The sequence below is a fragment of the Actinokineospora sp. UV203 genome (genome assembly GCF_056323665.1).
This window is the reverse complement of sequence record NZ_CM150484.1, coordinates 174,433-192,389: the sequence shown is the minus strand read 5'-3', so window position 1 is coordinate 192,389 and position 17,957 is coordinate 174,433. Positions and strand designations below refer to the sequence as shown.

Genomic DNA, 17,957 nt, shown 5'->3' with positions numbered 1-17,957 from the left:
TGCCGACCTCTTTCCGCGCCGAGGTGTACGACGTACACCAATACGCCGGAACAGTAGGCGTACGCCGTACACCTCGTCAAGCGGCGGTCGTCACTCCGGGACCGGGCGCACTCTCTCGCGTTCGCGGGATGGCCCCGGACCAACGATCAGTAGTAATGCCGCAGGGAAGGCCACACGCTCGACCACGTCCCCGCAGGGCCCGCGCAGAGCTGGACAACAGTCCCCTGCTCGTCGTTCTCCAGGCCATAGCCGTTGTCCACGCGGGCCACCGGCGAGCAGTCGCGGAAGTACCTGGCGATAGACCGGTTGCTCGGATAGTGCACCAAGATCACCGGCCCATCCGACGACTCCGCGGGCGGTCCCCAGTCGGCATAGCTCATGTGGCCGGAGTAGGCGGGCGGCAGGCCATGCGACCGCCCGTATAGATCAATAGCTCCGGCTTCGCCGTAGTTCTGCGTGAAGATCACCGCCCGATCCCGTTGGTCTGCCGGGATTTGCTCCCACACGGAAGCAACAGTCGACACGAGCGAAGGCCAGCCGACCTGTTCGCCCTGTTCCTTGTTCATCGCGTTGACCACGCCCACCACACCCGGCGGCAGCAGGGGCAGGGTCGCCACCGCGTTGACCAGCGCCGAGACCGCGATGACCGCCGCGAGGATCGTCCGACGTCGAGCCGAATGGGCCCAGCGGACAGCGGGTTCGGCACCCGCGGCGAGGATCACGATCAGCAGCGGCAAGACGTAGTACGGCTTGCCGCCGATCGCCAGCACCACCACGGCCAACAACGGGTACGCCACGGCGAACGCCCGGGCCCAGCGGATCTCCGGGGCACGCCACAGCCGCAGCAGACCCGCCACCAGGATCGGGACGAACGGCGGCGACACGTAGACCAGCTGCAGCGGGACGAACATCAGCCGGTTCTCCAGCCCGTCCTTCGAGCTGATCCCCCCGGCCACCGTCAGCTGCGGCCACCCATGCGCCACCTGCCACCACAGGTTCGGCAGCGCCAGCAGCACCGCGATCCCCACACCGGCGGCCAACCACGGCGTGACGAGCACCCGGCGCGGTCCGACGAGCAGGACCGAGGCCAGCAAGCCGAACACCAGCAGCAGGATCAAGTACTTGTTCTGCATCCCGACACCGACCGCCGCGCCGATCGGCAGGTACCAGCGGCCGTCGCCGGTTCGCAGGAGCCGCAGGACGAACCAGCTCACCAGCAGCCAGATGAGCATGTCGAACGTCGCGGTCGAGACCATGTGGCCGATCACCAGGACGATGCCGGACACCGCGCCGCACACCGCCGCGACCGTTTGCGCGCGGCGGTCGGCGCCCAGTTCGCGGGCGATCATGGCGACCACGATGACGATGGCCACGTACGCCAGGATGGCGACGGCCCGGAGGCCGACGAGCGTGTCACCGAACAGTTCGGTGCTCGCCCGCGCCAGCAGCGGAGTCAGCGGCGGCTGGTCGATGTACCCCGCCGCGGGGTGGTCACCCGCCACCAGGAAGTACAGCTCGTCGCGGTGGAAGCCGTAGCGGCCCGACAATGCCAACTGCACCGCCCCCAGCACCGCGGCGACAGCCGCGACCGGGCCCGTGGCGAAAGCTGGGAGGGTGGTTCGACCGACGCCCGCGTCGGTCGCCGTCAGGCCTGCTTGGCTGGAGGGCACCCCGCGATCATGCCATCGCCGCGCCCCCCGGGCGCCGCCGCACGCGACACGTCCGGGTCACGCGGTGGCAGTTAGCTGCCGACAGTGATTCCCCTCTGGCCGGGCGTCTCCACGCCGTTCGATAGTGGGCGTCGAGCATGACAACCCCACCTGAGCCCGGGCTCAACGACCCTCTCGGGTCCATTCACGTTCAGAGGTGACCCATTGCTGGAAGCAATCGACCTCACCAAGCGCTACGGTCCGGTCCAGGCTCTCGACGGCTTCAGCTTGCGGGTCGAAGCAGGCGAGATCGTCGGGTTGGTCGGGCACAACGGCGCGGGTAAGACGACGTTCATCGAGATGGCGGCGAGCCTCGCCCGCCCCGACACCGGCACGGTCACCGTCGACGGCCAAGACCCCGGCCGGGTCCGCGGCAAGATCGGCATCGCGCCGCAGCACATCGCGCTCTACCGCTCCATCACCGTCCGCGAGCACATGGCGCTGTTCGGTGGCCTCGCCGGACTGCGCCGCGCGGAACTCACGAGTGCGATCGACGAACTCGCCGTCGCGCTGCACCTCACCGACTTCATCGACCGACGCGCGGGTCTGCTCTCCGGCGGCCAACAGCGCCGAACCCAGGCCGCCGCGGCCCTGATCCACCGGCCCTCGGTCCTGCTGCTCGACGAACCCACGGCGGGCGCCGACCCGGAGACCCGGGGTGCGCTGCTAGACGTGGTGAAGCAGCGGGCGGGCGAGGGTGCGGCGATCATCTACACCACCCACTACCTGCCCGAACTCGTCGAACTCCAGGCCACGATCGCGGTCGCCCGGGCCGGGCGGATCATCGCGCGCGGCACGAGCGAGGATCTCCTCTCCCAGCTGCCCGGCGAAGTGCTGGTCACCCTCGACGACGAGGAAATCCGGGTCACCACAACCGATCCCGGCGCCACGCTGATCGACCTCCTCAAGCGCGACGACCGCAACGTCACCGCGGTCGAGTTGCGCAAACCCTCCCTTGACGACCTTTATCGGTCGCTGGCGGTCAACTCTCTGGCGGTCAACGATGTCTCTTGATTCCGCGACAACCCACACCACACCGTCGGCTACCGGTCCCCGGCGGTCCAAGATGTCTCTTGATTCGGCCCACCGCGTCGGTGTGCTGGTGCGGCACAACACCGTGATGCGGCTGCGCGACCCCGGTCAGATGATCAGCTACATCGTGCTGCCGATGGTGATCATGCTGATGTTCAAGCCCATCTACGAGCGGGCGTTCAACACCGGCACCATCCAGGTCGTCACCGGGCCGCTGATCATGTTCTCGGTCTTCACGCTGTCCATCATCGGCAACTCGATCCTGGTCGAGCGCGAGTGGCGTACCTGGGACCGGCTGCGTACCAGCCCGGCGACGGCATTCGAGCTGCTGCTGGGCAAAACCGTGCCGGTCTTCGCGATTCTCATGGTGCAGCAGACAGTTCTGCTGGTCTACGGGTGCTTGATCATCGGTCTGCCGATCCCGCGCACGATGGGGTTGGTCCTGCTGGCGATCGTCATGTGGGGTCTGACGCTGCTGGCGATCGGTGCGGCGCTCGCCACGATCATGCGCAGCCACGCCGAACTGGGCATGGTGGCCGACCTCGGCGCGATCACGCTCAGCGCCATCGGCGGCGCGCTGGTGCCGGTCGCCCTGATGCCGGGCTGGGCGCAGGTGATCGCCCACTTCTCCCCCGGCTACTGGGCGCTGGAGATGCTGCAGGCCTCGATCCGCGGCGACGAACTGGGCACACTGAAGCCCGCCGGGATCCTGCTGGGCGTCACGGTCGTCGCGGGTGGTTTCGCCATTCGGCGGATCGCGCGCGGCTGGGGCCGCAGCGTCGTCGTGGTCGCCCGCACGGAGGACAACGGGTACATGTCGGTCCTGGTGCCGCGGGACACGCCGGGGCTGCGGGTCGACAAGCGGTGGGACGTCATCGGCATACGATCGTCGGCGACCTACGAAGTCACCCTGGCCGACTGCCGCGTCCCGGCGGGCAACGCTCTACAGGGCAACGGTTTACGACTGCTGGAAGTCGGCCTCAACGCCAGCCGCACCTTGATCGCCACCACCGCCCTGGGCGTTGCCCGACGGGTCCGGGACGTGTGCATGGATTACGCCAAGACCAAACAGGTCAAGGGCGCACCACTGGTCACCAACGCTGTCTTCGCGAGCCGACTCGGCCAGTTCGACATGCAGATCGAGGTCATGTCCAACCAGCTCCTCGCCGCGGCAAGGGAGTACGACGCGATTTCGGCTCGGCCGGACGCGAATGAGGAGTTCGTTCGGCAGGGGACGTTGAAGTCTTCGCTGACCACCAAGATGTTCTGCGGCCAAACCGGCTGGCAAATCGCCTCGACCGCCACGGAGATGTTCGGCGGCCTGGGATACACCCACGAATCGGTCATCGGAAAACTGCTGCGCGACGTCCGCTACGTCTCGATTGTCGAGGGTGGGGATGACGTGCTGCGGGACATGGTGTTCAACCGGTTCGTGATCCCCGTGGCGAAGCGGGCCTGACCTCGGTAGCGCCTCGGCGGCCTACTCGATCCGGCCCGCCGCCGAGGCGACGAACATCGACCAAGTGTCGGCGTCGACCGCGAGGAAAGGGCCTGGCGCGTTCTTGGAGTCCCGAATGCGCGCGCGGTCCGCGGTGAGCGCCACCTCGACACAATCGGTTTGGCCACCTGAGCTATAGCTGCTCTTGCGCCACCCGCCCTCGGTCATCCCAGCCGCCTTCCGCCCGGTCGTACTCGTCGGCCAGGGTGGCGACGAGCTTCCGGGATTCTTCCTCATCGAGGGCGACGGTGGCTATCTGCCGAAGGACTGACAGGTACTTGGCGACGTGCCGCTGGTCTTCCAAGAACAACCCGGCGACGCGGCAATCGAGGTACACGAGCGATCCGAACCTCGGGTAACCGAAACACCGGAACGACCCACCGAACAGTGCGGTTTCGCGAGCCGCCGCGGGCAGCACGCGGATCGTGATGTTCCACTGGTCGGCGAAGAACACCATGGCGAGTAGCTGCTCGGCCATGACTCGGTAATCGCCGACCTCCAGCCGCAGTGCGCGCTCGTGTAGGAAGAACGTGAATTTGGCGGGGTTGTTGCGGAAGAGGATCCGCTGCCGTTCCGTGCGTGCCTGAACCAATGCCGCGCGCTCCTCGTCCATGAAGTCCTGGCGAGCGAGCAGGGCACGGATGTAGGGCTCCGTTTGCAGGAGCCCGGGAATCACTTCCGGTTCGTAGCTCTCGGACCGGTCGGCCGTCGTCTCGTGGAAGATCAGCGACCGCAGCGAGTCCGACATCCAGTCACCGTGCTCGCACAGCCAATAACCCCGATCGTCACCGGCGTCTCGGCACATGCCGACGAGCCGTTGCACGTCCTGGTAACTCGCTCCGCAGGTCGCCAGGTATTGCACGACCTCGGTTTCCGATGTCGTCCCCCGTTCTCCCGTCTCGATCCGGTGCAGGTGCGCGATCGAACACCCCAGCTTCGGCGCGAGCTGCCGCAACGTCAGCCCCGCCGCGTCCCGGTGCACCCGCAGCAGATCACCCAGTTCCCGCCCGCAGGCCCGGTTTCTCGCTCCCATTGCCCACACGTTAGGGATCTGATCACCGGCACGGACAGGATCGCAGGCGAATCCACCCCATCGCGCTAGCTGTGCCCATCCTCGTAACAACCGACTCCACGATCGGGTGATCATGGCCTGAGCTGTGGAAATACGGCTGTTCGACCGGTAAAGTCGAACATGTGTTCAGTGCCGATGCGGTCGCGGAGATGAGCGACGTCGAGGTGTTGGACCTGCTGCGCGATCTGGAGCGTGAGCAGGCCGCCCTCGACGCCGTGAAAGTCCGCGCGCTGGCACGGATGGCCGAACTGCGCCCCGATCGCGACTCCGGTGGGCACCGGTTCGCCGGTGCCGAGGTCGGGGCGGCGTTGGCGTGGACGCCTGCGCAGGCGGCAACCCAGGTCGCGCTCGCCGCGCGTCTGAACACCGTATTCCCGTCCACTGTGGATGCTTTGGCCGATGGTCGGATCGACCTGGCGCGGGCGCACGCCCTGGCCGAGATCACCAGGACCCTGGTCGACGAGCACGCCCACGAGGTGGAGGCGTGGATACTCGCCCGCGCCGAACACAAGACCATCGCCGGGTGGCGGCAAGCGCTGCGGGCGAAGAAAGACCGGATCGACCCCGATGGAGCCGACCGTCGCCGCGAACAACGGCGTCGGGAGCGTCGGGTCGAGCTGTATGCCACCGAGGACGGCATGGCGCACCTCGACATCTACGACACCGGGGAACGGTTGCGCGCGGTCTACCTGGTGATCGACAAGATCGCCCGCACCATGCGTGCGGGCGGTGCCGCCGAATCACTCGACACCCTGCGCGCGGACGCCCTCTACGACATTGTCGTCAACGGCGGTGGGCGTGGTGTGACCGTGGAGTTGCAGGTCGCCGTGCCGTACACGGTGCTGCTCGGGGCGAATCTGGGCGGCACCCTCGACGGGTACGGCAGTGTGCCGAACGTTGCGATCAAGGAGCTGGTCACCGACTACGAGACGATGTGGCGGCGGATCATCACCGACCCGGTCGGGAAAGTCCTCGAAGTCAGCACCCGCCGCCACCCCGGCGCCGACCTCACCCGCCACATCCGGCTACGCGACCAAACCTGCCGATTCCCCGGGTGTCATCGGGCGGCCGCGTCCTGCGAACTCGACCACACCACCCCGCACAGCCATGGGGGTTCCACCAGCGCGCCGAACCTCGGCTGCCTGTGCAAGCTGCACCACAAACTCAAAGACCAACCCGGCTGGCGGCTCAGGCAAACCCGACCCGGACTGTTCGTCTGGACCACACCCACAGGGGACAACCACGCCGTCGACCAAGAACCAATTGTCGACTACGACATTCCCGCACCCAGACCGGCCGAACCGTCGCCCCGCGGCGCCATCACCGAACCGGCGCCGTTCTGAAAGGTGTATGGCGCCTAAGACCGCGTCTCATGTGGGGAGTTTCCTGAAGGCGACCAGTGCTGCGGCGAGGGTGAGGAACGCGGCGAAGTTGTTGGCGTGGCGTTCGTATCGGATGGTGAGCCTGCGGTAGTTGAACAGCCAGGACACGGTTCGTTCGATGACCCAACGGTGTTGGCCGAGTTTGTCGCTGGTCTCGATGCCTTTGCGGGCGATCCGCGATGATGTTCTGGTCGCGGACCCAGGCGCGCAGGTCGCGGATGTCGTAGGCCTTCCTCGGCGTGGAGCTTGCCGGGTTTGCGGCGCCGTGGGCCTCTGCGGGACTTGATCGCCGGGATGGCCATCACCAACGGTTTGAGCGCGAAGTGGTCGTTGGTGATGGCCGCGGACACCGCCACCGATAGCGGGATACCTGCCCTGTCGGACAGGACGTGGATCTTCGATCCGGTCTTGCCTCGGTCGACCGGGCTTGGACCGGTCAGAGATCCCCTAATGAGTGCTACGGGCCGGTCGTGAGGCAGGCTCGGTTCGGTAGCTGCCGGTGGGTGAGCACTCCTGCCCCCAGACCTGCGAGGTCTGAAAAAGATCGTGCCCCCGCTAATGAGTGCTGCCCGGAAGGTGTCCGGGTCGGTCACGGCGGCGGCGTGGACGACGCCGTCGAGGGTGCCGTCGTCGACCAGGAGGTCGGCGATCACGGCCCGCATGCCGCGCGCTACACGAGTCCGAGTTGGACGGCGCGTACGCCTGCCTGAAACCGGCTGCGGGCACGCAGCCCGACCATTGCCCCGGCCACATCGTTGCGCACCGTGCGCACACTGACCCCGAGCCGGCGCGCGATGGCGTCGTCGGTCAACCCCTCGGCCAACAGCCGCAACACCATCTTCTTCCGCGCGTCACACGAGCTCTCACCCGCTTGCGCCCCACCGAATTGCGACTCGATCCCGTTGCGCCACAACCGGTCCCCGATCAGGCTCAGCGAGCCCAGCATCCGGTTGAGCTGGATCAGCCCGGCCCGGCCGTCGTCATCGTGGACGATCGCGGCGGCACGGTCCACAAGGGTCGCCCGAATCGGCACATGGTCGACCACCCGCGGCGCGGACCGTCGAACCGCGAGCCACTTCGCGTGCGCGGCCGCGGCGGGCTCTTCGAGGACCTTGGAACTCCACACCGCCCGCAGCTTCGCACCGCGGCGGAGCACCGCGTCGGCGACCAGGCGGGAGAATTCGAACGATCCGGCCGTGAAGACCGGAACCAGCTGCATGACCTCACCCTCGACGGTGGCCGCCATCTGCTCGACGAACGCCGCCGCGTCCTCACACCCGTCGAACCGGGTGCGCTCGGCAGGCGTCCCGCTCGCCGTCCGGTAAAGCAAGTCCCCGCTCGCCTCAAGGCCGAAGGTGGTCTCGGTCATCCCGCCCCACCACACTTGCGACCCGTTCTTAACTCTGGGCAATCACTCATCTCAGCCCCTCCGCCCCGACCTGTGACCCCGGTCACTTTATTACGCCCGTCATCAAGACTATGATTGTCTGAGTCATGGTGTCAATGACTGGGTGAAAGTGCATCCTAAGGTCACCTACCAGTGACTTGACCGTCATTTGGACCCCCGCGCAGACGGTCGCCGCAGTAATAGGGGTTCACGGGCTCGACTGTGGTGACTCCGAGGCCAGTAAACCAGCCACCCGCGTCTTTCAGGTTGCTTGACAGGGGTAATTAACGCGCTCCACGCCCGGGCGTCCTCACGGGTTCACGGGTGGTCCATCTCGGACACTTGGGCGGTGCGATCAGGCCGAGCGCAGCTCGTCGATCTCCCGCCACACCTCGGCGGCGACCCGGTAGGCGGCGAGTTCCTCCCCCAGGCGCGCGGCTGAGCGCAGCGCCTCGACGGCTTCCTCAATGCGGCCCAGGCGGTGCAGGGCGCGGCCGCGGGTGCGCCGCAACCGCAGGAGGTCCGCGGCCGAGAGACCGTCCGGTTCGTCCTCGGACAGCTCCAGTGCCCGCTCGGACTCCCCGCGCGCGAGCGCGTACCGGGCCTCGATGCTGATCAGTTTCGCCTGGTCGCCGGGAGAATCGGCCAGTTCCAGCGCCGACCGCATCCAGTTCACATACTGCTCCACTTCGGACAGCTCGGCGTCGGCGTCGAGCAGCACCGACGCGGCGGCGCTGGCGAAGCGGCCCCACTCGCGGATCGAGGTGCCCGGCTGGGCCAGCATGTCCTTGGCCTGCCGCACATGCCGCTCGGCGCGCTCGCCGACACCGAGCCGGGCGAAGGCGACCGACGCGGCCCAGTGGGCCCGGCCGAGGACCGTGCGGCTGCCGAGCGTCTCCGCGCAGGCCAGCATCCGGTCGACCAGGGCCGGGATCTCGCCGGTGTCCCCGGAGTCGACCTTGACCGAGATCAGGACGCCGAGCGCGCGGACGTTCTCGCCGGTGTTGGCCAGTTCGGTGTCCGGCAGCGCTTCCATGGCGCAGGACGCGAGGACCATCGCCTCGGCCATGCGCCCGCAGTCGCGCGCGGCCGCGGCCTTGTCCAGCCGCAGCTTCACCATCAGTTCGGGCATGCCGAGCTGGTCCGCGACCGTGACCAGGTCGTCGAGCAGCGCATAGCGCGCCTGGTGGTCCGCGCGCAGGATCAGCACATCCTGCAGGGCGATGCCGCGTTCGACCACAGACGACGGCACGCCGTCGCGCACGGCCGAGTCATAGGCGCTCTGGTACCGGTCGCCCGCGTCGTCGAGGTCGCCGAAGTCGAGCGCGCTGCGAGCGAGGATGTCGAGCACCAGCGTGCGGTTGGCCTCCGGGCCCGACTCGGCTTCCTTGATCGGCAGGACCGCGTCGGCCACCAGGGCCTCGAGGTGCACGTCGAGCGCCCGGGCTATCCGCAGGACCACCTCGAGGGTGGGCACCCTGGCGCCGGTCTCCAACAGCGAGATATAGCTCGGATTCACGACATCGCCTGCCACGTCCCGCTGCGACAGCCCGCGCTCCTGACGCAACTGGCGCAACCGGCGACCGAACTCCGGCTGCTGGACCCCGACGATGCTCACACGCCCCGACCTCGAGTCTCGTGACTGATACGCCAGTCAATTACCTATCTAGAGTCAATTACCTTGCTGGATAGTCAACGTAGCATAACTTTGATCGACCTCTTGTGCGGGCGCGGTGCCCGCCAGTCCAGATGTCGGACAACCGCGAGCGGCCTACGCCGCCCGCCACGGCCAGTCGTCCGGCCCACCCGCGAGACGACCCGGGGAAGCGTCGTGTGCGGCCATGATGTTCGGCGTCTCACCACCCGTTACAGGTGGGGCCGCCCCTGCCACGGCCACCGCTAACATCCCGACCAGCAGGGCGGTGAAGAGCTTGCTTCCGGCGGAGTCATTGCCTGCGGCGATCTTGTTTACTCTCGTCATGACTCAGGTCTAACGTAGTCGGTGTGAGCCACACAACAGCGGTGCAGGATCAGGCAGCGCCGAACCCGGAATGACCCGCGGTTCCCGTTTGGTGTGATACACCCCGGGGGCAGGCGGTCCGAGCCGGACCACCGCCACGGGCGCGTCGAGCCCGCGCCCTAACCGAGTTCGACGACGGTGCCGGTCCGCCGCGCGCGCTCGGCGGCGAAGACCAGGCGGTGACTGGCCAGGGTGGCGTCGATCCCCGACTCGATGAGGTCCTCGCGGCCCTCGTACAGGGCGTCGACGAAGGCGGTCACCAGCCCGGCGTCGCCGCCGCCGTGCCCCTCGGCCGCGGACGCGCCGCCTGCCAGGGTGTCGATGACCTTGCGCTCCTCGGTGAGGAAGTCGTAGACCTCGATGAACCGGCCGTCACCGGTGAGCTGGCCCCGCGAGCCGAACAGGCGGGTGTGCCGGTTCTCCAACGGGGTGAAAGCCGCGAGGGTGAACGACGCCGTCACGCCGCCCTCGAACTCGATGGACACGACCTGGTGGTCGGCCACGTCGTTGTCGCAGGCGTAGACGCAGCGGCCGTAGGGCCCCGTGGCGAGCGCCTCGGTGACGGCCTCCTCGGTCAGCGCGTCGGCCATGATCCGGGTGAAGTACGCCTTGGCGCCGCCGTCGCGCAGGCCCTGCCGGTACATCCGGACCGCGGAGAACGGGCAGGCCGCCTCCACCGAGCAGTCCAGGCAGCGGTCGGCGGCACCCGCGGGCTGGTTCTCCCGGCGGAAGTGGGTGAGCCCGCCGAAGGAGGACACCCGCTTCGCGGGCCTGCCGACGACGTCGCTGAGCCAGTCGATGTCGTGGCATGACTTGGTCATCAGGATGAACGACGTCTCGTCCTCCCGCCGCCAGTTGCCCCGGACGAACGAGTGCGCGAAGTGGTAGGAGCCAATCGGTTCGAGGTGCTCGACGCTGATGACGTCGCCGATGGTCCCGGCGGCGATCTCGGTCTTCAGTGCCCGCGTGTAGTGCGTGTAGCGCATGACGTGGCAGACGGCGAGCACGACGCCCGCCTCCCGCGCCGCCTCGGCGATGCGCAGGCAGCCCTCCTCGCTGGTGGCCATCGGCTTCTCCAGCAGGATGTCGTAGCCCAGGGCGATGAAGGCGAGCGCGGCGGGAACGTGTTCCTCGTCCAGCACCGCGATCACGACCGCGTCCGCCAGCCGTTCCCGCTCGGCCAGGTCACGCCAGTCCGCGAAGACGGCGTCGTCACCCAGCCCATGAGTTCGCGCGAACTCCGTCCGCCGCCCCACATGCGGCTCGGCGACCGCGACCACGGCGGCCCGCTCAGCCCGCTCCCCCGCAAGCCGCGCGTACGCGGCACCGCGTGCGCCGGCGCCCGCGAACGCCAGGGTCACCGGCCGATTTCCCGTTCCCGCGCGCACGGGCGCCGGCGCTGTCGATGTCATGTCGCCCTCCTGGGCAACGCACGATAGCCGCCGACTGCTGAGAGGTGTCAGGACGGGACTTGAGGCAGGCCGCACCCGGTCCAGGTTGCGCCGGTCCGACTCCGCCGCTCGCGGCGTGTCTTGACGAATGCTACTCCAAAGTAACAAGCTGCCGGTGCGTCACTTCTTCGCCACATCCAAGCTGGTCAACTCAGAGACGAACGGCCAGAGAGGCCGGTGTCCATGCGATTGCGCGCTCTGACCGCCGCCCTTTCGGTGGCCCTGCTCCCCTTCGTCGCCACCACGGTTCCAGCCGCGCGGCATCCCGCTGGAGTGCCGGTGTTTGTCAGCGACCGGGTCACCTATGGGGTGGATGGTGGCCGGTTGTGGTCGACCTGGCGACGATTCTCGGGGACGCGATGGAGGTCAGGGCCGAGCGTGCGGCTACCGGGCTTTCGTTGCGGTGGACGAGCAACGTCGGGCAGGGATGATCGGCGCGGAACAAGGCGACGCGGAGGATTCGTGACATCGTTGACGCGCTCATTCGGAAACCCGGTGAGCTTCGGGAGCCGCCACGGTCGTCGTGTGGTTGTCGACGGTGTCGTACGTGACGTTGGTATTGCCTTGCGCTGATCGACACGATTCGCGGGCTGTCGTCGCATTCGGCTGAGAATATGGCGGTCGCGACGATGGCCAATGTCGCACTGTTCGCTCCCCTGGGCGCGGTCGTGGCACTGCTCGCCGTGGCGCGGACGGGGCGCCGCCTCTCGGGTGATCGCCAACACCTTGGGTGCGGTGTCGGGCTGTCTCGTGGTGCGGGTCGGCACGCCCATCGCGGTCGCTCGGCATGAGCCCGCGTGAAGTCGGAAACAGCCCAACCACGCACTTGGCCAGGAATCTTCAAACCATGGCGAATTCGCGACCATTCTCGCCGGTGAACATCACGCGTAATTGATTGTCGGGCACATCCCGCTGTGCGAAGATCGCTCCGACGTAACGGGTGACGACTGGGGGATACCCGTGAACGCGGTGGGGGAAGCGCGCGCTAAAAACGGGCTGCTCGGGGTCGAGCCGTCCGTTGCTGTCGTCGTGTCCGGGCTCGCGTTGGCGATGTACCTCCAAGGCGGCTACCGCGGGTGGGCTCCGCTGGTGGTGGGCGTGGTGCTGTTCAGTGCGCTGCTCCTCCTTCCCACAGCACCCCGAGTCGGCCGGGGCGATCTGCCGATCGTGCTGGGCGCCGCCGGTCTGGCGGGTTGGGCGGCCGTGGACGGGGTGTTGGCAGGCCGAGCGGCGGATGGCGCCCGTTACGCGGCTCTCATCGTCGGCGCGCTCATCCTGGCGGGTGTCTGCCGCGAGTTCCGCGACACCGCGCGGGCCCAACTGGTGAACGGGCTGCTGCTGACGTGTTGCGTGGTCGCCGCGCTCGGCTGGGTCGGAGTGCTCGCCCACCACCGGACCTGGGGGTTCGAGAGCCCCGGCCTGTGGCGCGCGTCGTCCACACTGACCTATCCGAACGCGACCGCGGCCGTGCTCGCCATGGCGGCCCTGGTCTGCCTGGCCATCCGCACGAAGCACATCCACTCGCGCGGACTCGGGGTCGCCGCGACGGCGCTGGTCACCGGGCTGGTCGCGACGCTGAGCCGGGCTGGTCTGCTCGGGTTCGGCATCGGCCTCGTGGTGCTCCTGCTGACGGTCGGCCGCCCGGTGCCGCGTGCCGCGGCAGCTCCCCTGCTCGGGGCCGCGATCGCGACGGCCGGGCTGATGCCGTCGATCACGGCGGACACCCCGACGGCGATCACGGTCGCGGTAGCCGTGGCGGCGGCCGTCCTCGGTCTGGCCGTCGGCGGTCTGCGCGCCGACAAACCGCTCCGGCTCGCCCCCGTCCTCGTCGTGACCGGTGTGGTCGCGGCGGTGTTCACCCCCGGCCTGGCGAACTTCGGGTCGAGGTTCTCCGTCGACTCACCGGACCGCTGGGACTCGATCCGCGCCGCCTGGCAGGTGTTCGCCGCGCACCCGGTGATCGGCGTCGGCCCCGGCCTCGACCGGCTCGACGTGGCCCGCGCGCACGGCGGTGTCGGCGTCTACCGGTACGCCCACAACGAGTACCTGCAGATGTTGGCCGAACTCGGCGTGATCGGTGGCGTGCTGCTCGCGGCGCTCCTGGTCGTCGTCGTCCGCCGACTCCACCGGGGCAGACGGACGGCCATCGGCGCGGGCGTGCTCGCCGCGTTCGCCGCGCTGATCGTCCACGCCTGCTTCGACTTCATCTGGCACATCCCGGCGCTCCCGCTGTTCGCGGCGGCCCTGCTGGGCACCACAGACCCCTTTCCATCCGATGGGGAAGACGAAAGGTAGACACATGATTCGAACACGAGCCAAGGCCGTCCTGGCCGCGACCACCATCGCGGGCGGCATCACCTGCGCGCTGCTGGTTCCCGGCGGTGCGGCGGTGGCCGACGAGTCGGGCGGCCTCGTCCTCGACGTGTCGGTGTCGTCGTCGGCCACCCTGGTGGCCCGCGGCGCCGCTGTCGAGATCGGCGTCGACTACACCTGCAACACGTCGCACTACACCAACCTGTCGGTCAGCGTGACCCAGCGGGTCGGCAGCGAGATCGCCAACGGCGGGGGCCAGGTCCAGGTCACCTGCGACGGAACGTCCCAGCACGCCACGGTCACCGTCCTCGCCTCCGACGGCAAGGCGTTCCGCCGGGGTGAGGCCGTGGCCACCGGCTACATCAACGGCTGCGGCTCGTACGGCTGCGGTAGCGACAACGCGAACGCGACCATCAACATCGATCGCTGAGTGACGCCTGGGCCCGGTCGCACGAGCGGCCGGGCCCAGGCGGGCTTGACCGTGCCCGACCCGATTGGTTGGACAACTCCACACGTTTACGTGGCCATCGCGGCGGGTACATTTCGGACCATGGCCTGCACGCTGGTGGACTCGGTTCCCGACAGCGGCGGTCGAGCGATGGAGGTCAGACGAGGTCGATGACCGCTTCCGAGCGTTTTGCGCATCCCGCACTGTTCTACCGGGGCGCCGACGAGTACCTCGACGGGACGCTGCCGTTCATCCAGGCGGCGCGGGCCGCGGGCGAACCGGTGGCCGTGGCGGTGCCCGGCCCCAACCTGAAGCTCCTCCGCGACGCGCTGGGCGCGGACGCCGACGAGGTGCGGATGCTCGACATGACCGAGGCGGGCCGCAACCCCGGCCGCATCATCGCGACCGTGCTGCGGGGCTTCGCCGACAGCCACCCCGACCGGCCGGTGCGGATCATCGGCGAACCGATCTGGGCGGGTCGCTCCGACCTCGAATACCCGGCCTGCGCCCAGCACGAAGCGCTGATCAACCTGGCCTTCACCGGCCGGGACGCGACCATCCTGTGCCCTTACGACACCGAAGAGCTGGCCCCGTCGGTGATCACCGACGCCGAGGCCACCCACCCGGTCCTGATCGACGCGGCAGGCACCCGGGCGAGCACGCGATACGCGCCCCTGGACATCGTCGACCGGTACAACCAGGCGCTGCCCGATCTCGACCGGCATGTCGAAATCCTCGTCGAGGGCCCGGACCTGACCGGCGCCCGCCTCCTCGCCCGCGAGCACGCCGACCGCGCCGGTGTGGTCACCGAACGCCTCCCCGACATCGAACTCGTCGTCACCGAACTGGCCACGAACAGCCTCGTCCACGGCGGCGGCGCCGCCCGCATCCGGCTCGGCACCACGGACCGCCTCTTCGTCTGCGAAGTCCGTGACAGCGGCAGGCTCACCGACCCGCTCGCGGGCAGGCAGCCGTCATCGCCGGAGCAGACAGGCGGCCGCGGGCTCCTGCTCGTCCACCACGTCAGCGACCTCGTCCGCACCCACACCGACCTCGGGTCGACCACCATCCGGGCGCACTTCCGCGTCGGCGCCTGAGCGTTGCCGCCGACGAGGGGACATACTCTCTACCCGATCAAGCGCCGGAGCCCGCCCGAGGCTGACCGGGTTGGGTGATGCCCATGGACACGACCGACCACCTGTTCTCGTCGTCGGCGGCCAGAAGTGGTTGCGCGCGGGGTGGGGAACGGGGTTCGCGGTGCTGTCGGATCGGGCGCTTGACCGGCTGGAGCCGTTGGTGTCGAGCTGGACCGGGGCTCAGGAGCCGGTGCTGTTCGACGATCTCGTTCACTCACCCGCCGACGGTGCGGCGCGCTGGAACATCACCAACCTGAGCCCGGTTACCTCGGGGGCGCTCGCGCGTGCGCTTGAATTGGTGGAAAGTGTTGGGATTGCGGCTATCGAGGCTCGGATCACCTCGCGTGTCGAGGCACTTGCCGAGGCGGTTCGGTCGGCGGGTGGGCGCGTTGGTGCTCAGGGGCCCAACATTGTGACGTTTGAGCCGGTGGATGGTCAGGGCGCTGGGGCTGCTCTGCGCCGCGCCGGGATCGCTGCGACTGTTCGTGGAGATCATGTTCGGCTGTCGCCGCATGCTTCCACGAGTGTCGACACAGTTTCGGCTGTTCGTGATGCGCTCGCTTCTGCTTCGCGCTGACCCTGCCGGGTGATGTTCGCCGACACCCCGGTCGACACCGGTCACGAAGAGCCGCGAAAAAACTTTGAGCGCGTGTCGATCCGGGGGCAGGCTCGATCGTCGCTTCAGTAGAGGCCAGGATGGACCCGGCCGACAGACCCGAAACGGAGACGACGATGCGTTTCATGGTGATCGTGAAGGCGACAGCGGAATCCGAAGCAGGCGTGCAGCCGAGCGACGAGATGCTGCGCGAGATGATGGAATTCAACGACGAGCTGGTCAAGGCCGGTGTGATGCTCGCCGGTGAGGGGCTGCACCCGAGTGCCAAGGGCGCCAGGGTCCACTTCTCCGGGGACAAGCGCACCGTGGTGGACGGCCCGTTCGCCGAGACCAAGGAACTGATCGCCGGGTTCTGGCTGCTGGAGGTCAAGTCGCTGGAGGAAGCGGTCGAGTGGGTCAAGCGGGTGCCGAACACGACCGGCGGCGAGTCGCAGATCGAGATTCGCCAGGTGTTCACCGTCGAGGACTTCGAGAACGCCTCGCCGGAGGTCAAGGCGCACGAACAGGAGTTGCGGGCGGCCGTCGAGAAGGGCTGACCTGCCTTGGCCGCGCGCATCGGTAGCTGATTTGATCCCGGAGTGACGGCTACCGACGCGCGGCGGGCAGTGGAAGCGGTGTGGCGGATCGAATCGGCCCGCCTGATCGCCGGGTTGGCGCGGCTGGTTCGCGACATCGGGCTGGCCGAGGAACTCGCCCAGGACGCCCTGGTCACCGCGCTGGAGAAGTGGCCGGAGACGGGAATCCCACGCAATCCCGGCGCGTGGCTGATGACCACGGCCAAGAACCGCGCGGTCGACCTGAACCGGCGCGACCAGAACTACCGGCGCAAGCTCGAACAGATCGGCCGCGACACCGAGAGCGACCACACGCCCGACGCGAGCACCGGTGTCGGCGACATCGACGACGACCTGCTGCGCCTGGTGTTCACCGCCTGTCACCCGGTGCTGACCACCGAGGCGCAGGTCGCGTTGACGCTGCGGATGCTCGGCGGGCTCACCACCGACGAGATCGCCCGGGCGTTCCTGGTCGCCGAGTCGACCATCGCCCAGCGGATCGTGCGGGCCAAGAAGACCCTCGCCAAGGCGGGTGTCCCGTTCGAAGTCCCGGCCGAGGACGAACGCGACGCCCGCCTGGCGGCCGTCCTCGGGGTGATCTACCTGATCTTCAACGAGGGGTACGCCGCCACCGCGGGCCAGGACCTGATGCGGCCCGCCCTCTGCGAGGACGCGCTTCGCCTGGCCCGGGTCCTCGCCGGTCTCATGCCGCGCGAGCCCGAGGTGCACGGGCTGGTGGCGCTGCTGGAGATCCAGGCGTCGCGCGCCAGGTCCCGGATCGGCCCCGGCGGGGAGCCCGTGCTGCTGCTGGCGCAGGACCGTGCCCGGTGGGACCAGCTGCTGATCCGGCGCGGCCTCGCCGCGCTGAAGACGGCCGAAACCCTCGGCGGCCTGGGCCGCCCGTACACGCTGCAGGCGTCGATCGCCGCCTGCCACGCCAACGCCCGCACCCCCGAGGCCACGAACTGGCTGCGGATCGCCGGCCTCTACGAAGCGTTGGCCCTGGTCGCGCCGTCGCCGATCGTGGAGCTCAACCACGCCGTCGCGATCGGCATGGCCTTCGGCCCGGCCGTCGGGCTGGAACTGCTCGACGAACTCCGCGACGAGCCCACCCTCAGGGACTACCACCTGCTCCCCAGCACCCGCGGCGACCTGCTGGCGAAACTCGGCCGCGCCGAGGAGGCCCGCGCCGAATTCGAACGCGCCGCCCAGCTCACCCGCAACGAACGGGAGCGCGCGCTCCTGCTCAGCCGGATCGCCGCGCACTGACCGTGGGCGCCGCCCGTGACCTGGGTTACACTGCGTGACTCTCGTCTAGTCGACGGACCACGGTGGAACC

The 17,957-nt window shown here is 68.6% G+C and carries 16 protein-coding genes and 1 pseudogene; 9 read left to right on the top strand and 8 right to left on the bottom strand.

Annotation, left to right across the window (positions count from 1 at the left end):
* Window positions 1-146: 146 nt before the first annotated feature.
* Window positions 147-1,670: an ArnT family glycosyltransferase gene (locus tag ACUZ2Y_RS00950; protein ID WP_476325948.1), complete on the bottom strand. Its 1,524-nt coding sequence runs from the start codon at window positions 1,668-1,670 to the stop codon at window positions 147-149.
* Window positions 1,671-1,874: 204 nt separating this feature from the next.
* On the opposite strand from ACUZ2Y_RS00950, the gene ACUZ2Y_RS00945 reads away from it, so the two are divergent.
* Together ACUZ2Y_RS00945 and ACUZ2Y_RS00940 are read left to right on the top strand one after the other, a co-directional pair.
* Window positions 1,875-2,723 (top strand): ABC transporter ATP-binding protein, encoded by an 849-nt coding sequence (locus tag ACUZ2Y_RS00945; RefSeq protein WP_476325946.1) that lies wholly within the window; start codon window positions 1,875-1,877, stop codon window positions 2,721-2,723.
* A gap of 52 nt (window positions 2,724-2,775) precedes the next feature.
* Window positions 2,776-4,200 carry an acyl-CoA dehydrogenase family protein gene (locus tag ACUZ2Y_RS00940; protein WP_476325944.1) on the top strand — a complete coding sequence of 475 codons (1,425 nt, stop codon included), beginning with the start codon at window positions 2,776-2,778 and terminating at the stop codon, window positions 4,198-4,200.
* 21 nt (window positions 4,201-4,221) lie between these two features.
* Here the strand turns inward: ACUZ2Y_RS00940 and ACUZ2Y_RS00935 are convergent, their stop codons facing one another.
* Both ACUZ2Y_RS00935 and ACUZ2Y_RS00930 read right to left on the bottom strand, forming a co-directional pair.
* Window positions 4,222-4,344: a DUF397 domain-containing protein gene (locus ACUZ2Y_RS00935; RefSeq protein ID WP_476325942.1), complete on the bottom strand. Its 123-nt coding sequence runs from the start codon at window positions 4,342-4,344 to the stop codon at window positions 4,222-4,224.
* 28 nt (window positions 4,345-4,372) lie between these two features.
* On the bottom strand, window positions 4,373-5,272 hold the full coding sequence (locus ACUZ2Y_RS00930; protein WP_476325940.1) for a helix-turn-helix domain-containing protein: 900 nt from the start codon (window positions 5,270-5,272) through the stop codon (window positions 4,373-4,375).
* Window positions 5,273-5,433: 161 nt separating this feature from the next.
* Between ACUZ2Y_RS00930 and ACUZ2Y_RS00925 the strand changes: the two genes are divergently transcribed.
* Window positions 5,434-6,654 (top strand): HNH endonuclease signature motif containing protein, encoded by a 1,221-nt coding sequence (locus tag ACUZ2Y_RS00925; RefSeq protein ID WP_476325938.1) that lies wholly within the window; start codon window positions 5,434-5,436, stop codon window positions 6,652-6,654.
* Between the two features lie 27 nt (window positions 6,655-6,681).
* On the opposite strand, the pseudogene ACUZ2Y_RS00920 reads toward ACUZ2Y_RS00925, so the two are convergent.
* The 5 genes and pseudogenes from ACUZ2Y_RS00920 to ACUZ2Y_RS00900 all read right to left on the bottom strand — a co-directional run.
* A pseudogene (locus tag ACUZ2Y_RS00920) lies at window positions 6,682-7,139 on the bottom strand (IS5 family transposase); the annotation flags it as partial.
* 224 nt (window positions 7,140-7,363) lie between these two features.
* Complete coding sequence (locus ACUZ2Y_RS00915; RefSeq protein ID WP_476325936.1) at window positions 7,364-8,062, bottom strand: helix-turn-helix transcriptional regulator; 699 nt, start codon at window positions 8,060-8,062, stop codon at window positions 7,364-7,366.
* Between the two features lie 373 nt (window positions 8,063-8,435).
* Window positions 8,436-9,698: a helix-turn-helix domain-containing protein gene (locus ACUZ2Y_RS00910; RefSeq protein ID WP_476325934.1), complete on the bottom strand. Its 1,263-nt coding sequence runs from the start codon at window positions 9,696-9,698 to the stop codon at window positions 8,436-8,438.
* Between the two features lie 153 nt (window positions 9,699-9,851).
* The gene (locus ACUZ2Y_RS00905) at window positions 9,852-10,061 is read right to left on the bottom strand and encodes a hypothetical protein (protein ID WP_476325932.1); all 210 of its coding nucleotides are present in this window, start codon (window positions 10,059-10,061) and stop codon (window positions 9,852-9,854) included.
* Between the two features lie 158 nt (window positions 10,062-10,219).
* Complete coding sequence (locus ACUZ2Y_RS00900; RefSeq protein WP_476325930.1) at window positions 10,220-11,512, bottom strand: Gfo/Idh/MocA family protein; 1,293 nt, start codon at window positions 11,510-11,512, stop codon at window positions 10,220-10,222.
* A gap of 999 nt (window positions 11,513-12,511) precedes the next feature.
* Between ACUZ2Y_RS00900 and ACUZ2Y_RS00895 the strand changes: the two genes are divergently transcribed.
* The 6 genes from ACUZ2Y_RS00895 to ACUZ2Y_RS00870 all read left to right on the top strand — a co-directional run bounded on the left by ACUZ2Y_RS00895 (window position 12,512) and on the right by ACUZ2Y_RS00870 (window position 17,887).
* A complete protein-coding gene (locus ACUZ2Y_RS00895) occupies window positions 12,512-13,846 on the top strand; it encodes an O-antigen ligase family protein (protein WP_476325928.1) in 1,335 nt (444 codons plus the stop codon).
* Window positions 13,847-13,850: 4 nt separating this feature from the next.
* Window positions 13,851-14,294 carry a hypothetical protein gene (locus ACUZ2Y_RS00890; protein WP_476325926.1) on the top strand — a complete coding sequence of 148 codons (444 nt, stop codon included), beginning with the start codon at window positions 13,851-13,853 and terminating at the stop codon, window positions 14,292-14,294.
* 188 nt (window positions 14,295-14,482) lie between these two features.
* Window positions 14,483-15,409, top strand: a complete 927-nt coding sequence (locus tag ACUZ2Y_RS00885) for an anti-sigma factor RsbA family regulatory protein (protein WP_476325924.1) — start codon at window positions 14,483-14,485, stop codon at window positions 15,407-15,409.
* Between the two features lie 70 nt (window positions 15,410-15,479).
* Entirely contained in the window at window positions 15,480-16,025 is a 546-nt protein-coding gene (locus ACUZ2Y_RS00880; protein ID WP_476325923.1) for an aminotransferase class V-fold PLP-dependent enzyme, read from the top strand.
* 155 nt (window positions 16,026-16,180) lie between these two features.
* On the top strand, window positions 16,181-16,600 hold the full coding sequence (locus tag ACUZ2Y_RS00875; RefSeq protein WP_476325921.1) for a YciI family protein: 420 nt from the start codon (window positions 16,181-16,183) through the stop codon (window positions 16,598-16,600).
* 42 nt (window positions 16,601-16,642) lie between these two features.
* On the top strand, window positions 16,643-17,887 hold the full coding sequence (locus ACUZ2Y_RS00870) for an RNA polymerase sigma factor (RefSeq protein WP_476325919.1): 1,245 nt from the start codon (window positions 16,643-16,645) through the stop codon (window positions 17,885-17,887).
* The last annotated feature ends 70 nt before the right edge of the window (window positions 17,888-17,957 follow it).

Bases quoted from the DNA above. Each gene is read 5' to 3' on its own strand.
- ACUZ2Y_RS00940 (WP_476325944.1), top strand. From the start codon at position 2,776: ATGTCTCTTGATTCGGCCCACCGCGTCGGTGTGCTGGTGCGGCACAAC.
- ACUZ2Y_RS00930 (WP_476325940.1), bottom strand. From the start codon at position 5,272: ATGGGAGCGAGAAACCGGGCCTGCGGGCGGGAACTGGGTGATCTGCTG.
- ACUZ2Y_RS00915 (WP_476325936.1), bottom strand. From the start codon at position 8,062: ATGACCGAGACCACCTTCGGCCTTGAGGCGAGCGGGGACTTGCTTTAC.
- ACUZ2Y_RS00905 (WP_476325932.1), bottom strand. From the start codon at position 10,061: ATGACGAGAGTAAACAAGATCGCCGCAGGCAATGACTCCGCCGGAAGC.
- ACUZ2Y_RS00900 (WP_476325930.1), bottom strand. From the start codon at position 11,512: ATGACATCGACAGCGCCGGCGCCCGTGCGCGCGGGAACGGGAAATCGG.
- ACUZ2Y_RS00890 (WP_476325926.1), top strand. From the start codon at position 13,851: ATGATTCGAACACGAGCCAAGGCCGTCCTGGCCGCGACCACCATCGCG.
- ACUZ2Y_RS00885 (WP_476325924.1), top strand. From the start codon at position 14,483: ATGACCGCTTCCGAGCGTTTTGCGCATCCCGCACTGTTCTACCGGGGC.
- ACUZ2Y_RS00875 (WP_476325921.1), top strand. From the start codon at position 16,181: ATGCGTTTCATGGTGATCGTGAAGGCGACAGCGGAATCCGAAGCAGGC.